Consider the following 346-nt stretch of genomic DNA (forward strand, 5'->3'; position numbering starts at 1 on the left):
GTCAGGGTGCCGGTGGGACGGAAGGTGCCGTCGGGATAGCCGTTGATGATCTTCTCCTGGGCGCAGTAGGTGATGTAGCCTGCGAAGGTGTTGCTCACGGGCACATCCTTAAAGGGAGCGCTGCTGGCGCTCAGAGCGGAAGCGGTGGTGGGCCCCAGGATCAGGTTGCAGATGATCTTGGCGGCGGCACCGCGGGTCAGGACATCAGTGGGCTTGAAGTCGCCGCCGGTGTAACCGTCGACAACACCAATCTCGGAGATGACGTCAACAGCTTCCTGATAGGTGATGCTGTCGTCATCACTGAAGTCCTTAGCACCGGCGCTGACGGTGACCAGAGACATGGTCA

The 346-nt window shown here is 60.4% G+C and carries 1 protein-coding gene; it reads right to left on the reverse strand.

The annotated features are described in order from the left end of the window. Positions 1-346, reverse strand: a 346-nt coding sequence (locus tag HMPREF1546_RS19330) for an S-layer homology domain-containing protein (protein WP_021752123.1), incomplete at both ends; no start/stop codon positions are given.

It is taken from the genome of Oscillibacter sp. KLE 1745, from assembly GCF_000469445.2.
Lineage (GTDB): Bacteria > Bacillota > Clostridia > Oscillospirales > Oscillospiraceae > Oscillibacter > Oscillibacter welbionis.